This is a genomic window from uncultured Maritalea sp. (assembly GCF_937139385.1).
GTDB classification, from domain to species: domain Bacteria; phylum Pseudomonadota; class Alphaproteobacteria; order Rhizobiales; family Devosiaceae; genus Maritalea; species Maritalea porphyrae_A.
The window spans coordinates 1-7,815 of record NZ_CAKZPW010000194.1 but is presented as its reverse complement, the minus strand read 5'-3'; the positions used below and the strand labels follow the sequence as shown (position 1 = coordinate 7,815).

Here is a 7,815-nt window from a genome sequence, read left to right as displayed (position 1 = left end):
CAATAAGCTCGGGAGCGGGTTGCACGGGCGAATAGTCAATATTATGGACCTTGGACAAAAAGTGATGCGGATCCACTTCGCGTGTGGCCATTAAACCGCGCAAGGTGGTGCCGTGGTCGCGGTAGAATTCTTTTTGCAACTTGCGCGCGGGCACTGGGTCGAGCCCAGTGATGTCCGCAACATATGCGGTGATCAAAACATCAATCTGATCAAATAATCTACAGGTACGCGGATAGAGCGTATTATCAAGATCAAAGACCCAATGGCGCACATCAGTAAGAGGCATCGTCGTCATCCTCAATTTCACCAGGCAGGTGAATCAATGTGCCCGCACCATGTTCAGTAAATAACTCAAGCAAGACCGCATGCTTGGTTTTGCCGTTGACAATCACCACGCCTTGCACGCCGCTTTCAAGCGCATGAATTGCAGTTTCAAGTTTGGGGATCATGCCCCCTTTGGCAACACCATCGTCGATCAACTGCTGCGCAACTGTGGTGTTCATGTCTGGAATGAGTTCGCCATCACCATCCATCACCCCCTCGACGTCCGTAAGCAACAAAAACCGTTTAGCATCCATTGCAGATGCAATGGCGCCTGCAAAAGTGTCAGCATTAATATTGAACGTGTCGCCGTTTTTACCCGCGGCGATCGGTGCGATAACCGGAATGATCTCCTCGCCAATTAGGCGATGTAAAATTTCGGGGTTAACTTCGTCCGGCTCACCAACAAATCCAAGATCAATGATCCGTTCTATGTTGCTGTCAGGGTCCATTTTGGTGCGTTTTAGCTTTTTCGCTTTCACCATGCCCGCGTCTTTGCCGCAAAGGCCAATCGCGCGACCGCCTTCTTGTGTGATTGCGGTTACGATTTGTTTGTTGATGGAGCCGGCCAGCACCATCTCAACAATGTCTACGGTATTGCGGTCCGTAACACGAAGACCATCCTTGAACTCAGACGTGATATTCAGCCGATCAAGCATTTTGCCAATTTGCGGACCGCCGCCATGCACAACAATGGGCATAACGCCTGATTGGCGCAGCAACACGATGTCGCGGGCAAATGCGCGCGCAAGCTCAGGGTCGCCCATTGCGTGGCCACCATATTTCACCACCACTACACGATGATCATAGCGCAACATATAAGGCAACGCTTGAGCCAATATGGCCGCTTCTTTTGTTTTATCTGTGTTCATAGTTTTCTCAGACGCTCCACCAACATTTATCACCCTTAAACAAAATTTGCTCACTTGTCTTGCTTCGGCCGCAAAAATGTGGCCAATCTTAATTTGATCAAATTATTTGGCGCTCCAACTGGCATGAGGAATGGTGCAATAATGAAGGTTTCGGTGTTTCAAACGGGCCTAGTGGCTGAGCCCTTAAGAGGGCGGTTCGACAACTATGGCAAAATGTTTGCTGACTTAGTTGGAGACGGAGGCGGCAAGTTTACCTATGAGACCGTCAGCTTGATCGAAGACGAGCCCCTGCCAAATATTGATGATGTTGAAGCGATTATCATCACAGGTTCTTCCCTCGGTGTTTATGACAAAAAACCTTGGATGGATCCTTTGCGTGACTTCATCCGGGAAGCCTACGCAAGATCAATCCCAATGATTGGGGTTTGTTTTGGTCACCAGATTTTAGCAGATGCCCTTGGTGGGGTCGTAAAGAAGTCAGAAAAAGGCTGGGGGGTAGGGCGCCATCAATATGCCATTACCCAAAAATCCGCATATATGGCCGACGCGCCTGACCAGATGCAGTTCAACGTGATCCACCAAGATCAAGTCATCACCCCGCCATCAATCAGTAAAGTCATCGGTGGCAACGACTTCACCCCAAACGCTATGTTGGAATACGACAATGGGGCCGCGATTAGCATTCAAGCGCACCCCGAATTCGAAAACGAATATGCAAAGGCGGTCTACACATTGCGCTCGGGGGAGCTGTTTGATCCAAAAGTGGGCGAAGAAGCTGTTGCTTCTGCGCAGACCCAAAACGACAATGAGCTCATGGCTGAGTATTTTCGACGATTCTTGAATAGGTCCGACTAAATCAATAATTAATCATTCCATTCATAAAGTCTCATAGTAGTTATTTTCCACTATAGGCAATTGAGCTGGCATGTTGGTACGGATATTGAATTGGTTTAAGAAACACGTGTGGAGTGCGACGAATATTCCAGCGTTAATTGCACTCGTACTAACTGTGTGTTTTTGGCAATATTCTGAATACCAAAGTCGGTCCATTCACGAGCAGACCGTACGTGAAGAAGTAACAAGCCACGCAAACCTATTGCGGTCCCAGTTAGAGGGAAACATAAACTCAAATCTGCAGTTGGCCAAAGGGTTGGTGTCGGTATTGTCCGGGCAACCAGACATGACACCGGCAGAGTTTGAGAGATTAGCCAAGAACCTATTTGACGGGCATTCAGAGCTTACCGTCATCGCAGGTGCACCTGATCTTGTAATATCAATGATACACCCGCGAGAAGGCAACGAAAAAGCGATCGGGCTCGATTATAACCAAAATGTTGCGCAGCGTGCTGCCGCGCTAAGAGCGCGTGACAGCGGAAGTCTTATTTTGGCTGGCCCCGTAAATCTGGTTCAAGGCGGTCAGGGCTTCATTGGCCGTTTCCCCGTATTCACGGACAATCCGGACGGTACGCAACGCTTTTGGGGAATTGTTTCGGCTGTGATTGATGTTCAAAAGCTTTATGAAAACAGTGGCCTAACCAACAAAGACTTGCCGATTGACGTTTCACTTGTGGGAAAAGATGCGCTTGGAGCCCGAGGCGAGGTATTTTTTGGCCCTGACAAGCGAGATTTTAACAAGTCGGTACGCGTGAATGTGAGCTTACCAAATGGATCATGGCAAATGCTTGCCTGCCCAAAAGGGGGCTGGAAAGCACATGCTGCAGATTTGACGTCTTTGCGCATTGCAATGTTGTTCGCGGGCTTACTCGTTTTTGCACCAACGGCATATTCTGGCCACCTTATGCGTCAGCGTGAAAAGCAAAATGCAGAGCTCGCCATGCGTGAAGAGAGAATTGGCCTGATTTCCGAACGCCTAAATGTTGCTCTCTCATCTTCAGATATCGGTGTTTGGGAGGCAAATCTTGTCACAGGAGATCGATTCTGGGACCGGCGCACAAACTTGCTTTTCGGGCTGGACCCTCAAGATACAACCCGCTCGGGTGATGCGTTCATCAATAGCCTTCATCCTGACGATGCAGAACGGGTCTTGAGTGCATTCAATGAAGCAATTGAGAAAAAATCACAACTCAGTACACAGTTCCGCATCATAACGCCCCAAGGTATCACACGTCATCTCCAGTCACGATGCGCTTACTACCACCCAATTGATGGCTATCCAAAGATGGTTGGTGTGAATTGGGACATAACAGCCGAAGTCAATCTGCGTGATGATCTGCTCTCGGCAAAAAGACTGGCCGAAAGCAAAAATGTAGAGCTTGAAGGGATGCAAATCCGTATCAAACATCTTGCGCTGCACGATCCTCTCACAATGTTGCCCAACCGTCGCTTCTTGGATCAAACGATTGAAGAGTATGTACCAAACGACCGCAACGAAAACATGGTTGCAATGCTGGCGATCGACTTGGACCGATTCAAACAGATAAACGATTCTTTGGGCCACCTGGCTGGCGACGCAACCTTGCGACACGTGGCCAAAGTGTTGAGCAAATCTCTGGATGAACAAGATTTTGTCGCTCGAGTTGGTGGGGATGAATTTGTTATCATTTTGGAGCGCGAGTTGGACAAGGCAGAACTTGCGGCTCTAGCGCACTCGATCATTGAAAAACTCAAAGTACCTTTTATCTACGAAGGTCAACCATGCCGATTCGGTGCTAGCGTGGGGATCGCCTATGCCCGCAGTGGGGAAGCAGATCTAAATGATCTGATGACGAAGTCTGATATTGCCCTCTATCGTGCAAAAGAACTTGGGCGGAATTGCTATGAGTTCTTCTCAAATGATCAGCAAGAACGCATCGTCAAAGCACGTGAAGTATCTGAGGATATCCTTTGGGGGCTAGAGCTCAGTCAGTTTGTTCCATACTACCAACCTCAATTCGATGCCCATACAGGCGCAGTGATCGGGGTGGAGGCGCTCGCGCGTTGGGACCATCCAGATAAAGGCGTGTTAACCCCCTATGATTTCCTCAAGGTCGCTGAAGACATAAATGTAATCGACGAAATTGATCATGAAATCCTAACCAGCGTACTCAACGACATGAAATCGTGGGAAGAGCAGGGTGTGTCCATAGCACAAGCCTCGGTCAATATCTCTTCGCCACGTTTGCGCGACGAAAATCTGGTGCGTCGTTTGCAGGAACTGGAAATAGAGCCCGGAAAAATCACCTTTGAATTGCTCGAGTCCATTTTCTTGGATGATTGCGACACGGTTGTTGAGCGCAACCTCGCAAAGATCAAAGCAATGGGTATCGAAATCGACATTGATGATTTTGGTACAGGTCATGCCTCAATTGTTGGCCTGCTCAATCTACAACCAAGCCGCATCAAAATTGACCGGCAGTTTGTGGCTTCCATTGGTTCGTCCGACGATCAGCGTCGTCTGACGAAATCTATGATCGATATGGGCAAATCGCTAAATATTGAGGTCTTGGCTGAAGGCGTTGAAACCGAAGAACAAGCGGAAATCTTGCGCAGCTTGGGCGTAGACGCCCTGCAAGGCTACCTATACGCAAAGCCTATGTCCGCTGCGGATTTGCGTTCGTTTATGAAAGATCACCAACGCCAAGCATCCTGAAAACGCTAGCCGCGGTGTGGCAACCAGATACTAAAAGCGCGAGATCGTGGCGCGCAATTCCTCCATGCCAATTCCCTTTTCAGATGAAGTAATAATCATCTCTGGGTGGGCAGCGGGGTGCTTTGCAACAATCTTGCTGGTTAGTGCAATGACTTTTTCAAGTTCACCAGCTTTTGGTTTGTCCGCTTTCGTAAGAACGATCTGATAAGAAACAGCGGCTGTATCAAGTTCATTCATCACCGTTTCGTCCGCCGCCTTGGGGCCGTGACGCCCATCAATCAACACGAACACACGGCGTAAAGTTGCGCGGCCTTTAAGATAAGCGTGGATGAGGCGTGTCCATTTTTCAACGGTCTTTTTGGGCGCTTTTGCGAATCCATAGCCAGGCATATCAACTATGCGTAAAGGGGCATCATCGGCTTCAAATATGTTAAGCTCTTGCGTACGCCCTGGCGTGTTGGACGTGCGTGCAAGGTTTACCCGGTTTGTCAGAGCGTTGATCAAAGATGACTTGCCAACGTTTGAACGCCCCGCAAACGCAATCTCAAGCCGATCACCTGGCGGTAGATCGTCAATGCGCACGCATCCTTTGATAAACTGCCAAGGGCGTGCAAAAAGCAGGCGACCTGCTTCAATTTCTTTGGGGCTAAATTCACTCATTTGAGCGGTCTATACCGCATTGCGCATGCCGTCTAGGTCTGCTGTGGTGATGGCATCAAGATTTCGCGTAATTTTTTCAATTGGCCAGTTCCACCATTTGATGTTCAGCAAGGATTCAACGGTCTCATCATCAAACCTTTTGCGGATTTCGCGCGCGGGATTGCCAGCAACAATGGTGTAAGGAGGAACGTCTCGTCCAACGACTGCTTGTGCCCCAACAATGGCACCATCGCCAACTTTAACGCCAGGCATAATTGTTGCCCCGCGGCCTATCCAAACATCGTTGCCAACGATTGTGTCACCGCGGGCTTGGCTCTTGAGTTGCATCACATCACCATCGCCCCAGCCATTTTGGAAGATGGCGAATGGGAAAGTAGAGAAGGCTGTGAAGGTATGATTGGCGCCATTCATCATGAATGTGCAATCCTTTGCCAAAGAACAAAACTTGCCGATGATCAATTTGTCACCAACAAAGTCATAGTGGTAGAGCACGTTTTTCTTCTCAAAATCCGCAGCGTCTTCATCATCGTCGTAATAGGTGTAGTCACCGACTTGAATGTCTGGTCGGGTGATGAAGTTCTTTAGAAAGATAAGTTGATCAATGCCAGGCAGAGGCGTTGGGTTTTTAGGGTCCGGACCAAACATAATACACCACAAAAAAATCGCGCCGAGGGTTCGACGCGATCTTAAGCTTTTTTTGGAGGAGGTCTATGGGACCTACTCGAAATTATTTGGCATCGCCATCAGGCGCTTTCTTTTTGAAACTCGCCAAGATGTTGCCAATAATATCAACATCCGCGCCATGCCGTTTCATAATGAAATACTGCTGACAGATGGACAAGAAGTTGTTCCATGCCCAATAGATCACCAAGCCAGCTGGGAAGCCCGCCAACATGAACGTAAAGATCACAGGCATCCAAGCAAAGATGGCAGCTTGTGTTGCATCTGCTGGTGGAGGGTTAAGGCGCATTTGCACAAACATGGTCAGACCCATGATCAACGGCCAAGCGCCAAGCACAAGGAAGCCACCGATTAATGGCAATGCTGTCGGGTCGACAGGAATAAGGCCAAACAGGTTGAACAAGTTCGTGGGATCTGGAACAGCCAAATCTTGAATCCAACCAAAGAACGGCGCTTGACGCATTTCAATGGTGACGAACAACACTTTGTAGAGCGAAAAGAACACCGGGATCTGAATAAGCACCGGCCAGCAACCACTCATTGGGTTGATCTTCTCGCGTTTGTAAAGCTCCATCATGGCCTGCTGTTGGGCCATACGGTCTTCTTTGTGACGCTCTTGGATTTCTTTCATTTCCGGCTGAACTTTTTTCATACCCGCCATCGAGGCGTATGATTTGTTCGCAAACCAGAAGAACAAAATCTTGATCAATACAGTCACAGCCAAAATGGCGAGGCCGAAGTTGCCCAAAATGTCATTCAAGAAACGGATGACGTAGAACAATGGCTTAGTGATGAAGTGGAACCAACCCCAGTCAATCAGCAATTCAAGTCGATCAAGACCCAGGCCCGTCTCGTATGAATCAATGATTCTTTCAACCTTGGCACCAGCGAACACATAGCTTTTGTGCTCAGCTGTTGTGCCCGCGGCTACAACAGTTGGCTCGGTGGTTACATAGCTAGCACGATAGGTATCGCGGCCATCAGTTTTCTTGTAATCAAATTGGGCATTGATTGTTGCGCCGGCTTCTGGAAATACAGCCGCTGCCCAATATTTATCGGTAAAACCAAGCCAGCCAGATTTCGCGTCGAACTTCTTGCGGCTGTCTTCAACCAAATCCTTGTAGCCAAGCTCAATAAGGTTCGCATCTCCCAACACACCAATCGGTCCTTCATGCAAAATGAAGTAGCCAGAAGTTTCCGGTGTTTCTTGACGCGTGACATATGAATAAGGGTAAAGCGCAATATCGCCTGCCGTGTTGTTCTCAACGGTTTGCTTCACGGTGAACAGGTAGTTCTCGTCGAGCTCGAAAGTGCGCTTGAATACAAGCCCTTGGCCATTATCAAATACCAAAGTAACAGGTGCATTTACACCGAGCGTCGAATTACCTTCAACACTCCAGATGGTTGATGGTTTTGGCAAAGTAATTGTTGAGCCTGCCAATGCTGTCCAGCCTTGCTCAGCAAAATAGGGTTTTGGCGTGCCTTGAGGAGAAAGCAGCGTGATGATTGGGCTGTCATCATCAATTGTCTCGCGGTATTGAGAGAGGTGAAGATCGTCCAAGCGACCACCCACCAAGTTGATTGAACCTTCAAGAGCGCCCGTTGTGATCTTCACACGATCTGTGGCGGCAATCACGTCTTCTCGCGTGCCCATGATCGTTGCAGGGCTTGCTCCAGTTTGTCCACTTGTGG

6 protein-coding genes and 1 pseudogene are annotated in these 7,815 nt (G+C 48.7%); 2 read left to right on the top strand and 5 right to left on the bottom strand.

Annotated features, from left to right (window positions below):
- Positions 1–286: pseudogene (locus Q0231_RS08335) on the bottom strand (pyrimidine 5'-nucleotidase); the annotation flags it as partial.
- The gene (argB, locus tag Q0231_RS08330; RefSeq protein ID WP_269392860.1) at positions 273–1,193 is read right to left on the bottom strand and encodes an acetylglutamate kinase; all 921 of its coding nucleotides are present in this window, start codon (positions 1,191–1,193) and stop codon (positions 273–275) included. The gene argB and the pseudogene Q0231_RS08335, both read right to left, overlap by 14 nt.
- A 141-nt stretch (positions 1,194–1,334) precedes the next feature.
- Here argB and Q0231_RS08325 point away from each other — a divergent pair, with 141 nt between their 5' ends.
- Together Q0231_RS08325 and Q0231_RS08320 are read left to right on the top strand one after the other, a co-directional pair.
- Positions 1,335–2,048, top strand: coding sequence for a type 1 glutamine amidotransferase (locus Q0231_RS08325; protein ID WP_269392859.1), 714 nt, complete (start codon positions 1,335–1,337; stop codon positions 2,046–2,048).
- Between the two features lie 70 nt (positions 2,049–2,118).
- Positions 2,119–4,782 carry an EAL domain-containing protein gene (locus Q0231_RS08320; RefSeq protein ID WP_269392858.1) on the top strand — a complete coding sequence of 888 codons (2,664 nt, stop codon included), beginning with the start codon at positions 2,119–2,121 and terminating at the stop codon, positions 4,780–4,782.
- A 30-nt stretch (positions 4,783–4,812) separates the two neighbouring features.
- On the opposite strand, the gene yihA is transcribed toward Q0231_RS08320, so the two are convergent.
- The 3 genes from yihA to yidC all read right to left on the bottom strand — a co-directional run.
- Positions 4,813–5,442, bottom strand: coding sequence for a ribosome biogenesis GTP-binding protein YihA/YsxC (yihA, locus tag Q0231_RS08315; protein ID WP_269392857.1), 630 nt, complete (start codon positions 5,440–5,442; stop codon positions 4,813–4,815).
- Between the two features lie 9 nt (positions 5,443–5,451).
- The gene (locus tag Q0231_RS08310; protein ID WP_269392856.1) at positions 5,452–6,087 is read right to left on the bottom strand and encodes a CatB-related O-acetyltransferase; all 636 of its coding nucleotides are present in this window, start codon (positions 6,085–6,087) and stop codon (positions 5,452–5,454) included.
- 82 nt (positions 6,088–6,169) lie between these two features.
- Positions 6,170–7,815, bottom strand: a 1,646-nt coding sequence (yidC, locus tag Q0231_RS08305) for a membrane protein insertase YidC (RefSeq protein ID WP_299347081.1), incomplete at its 5' end; no start/stop codon positions are given.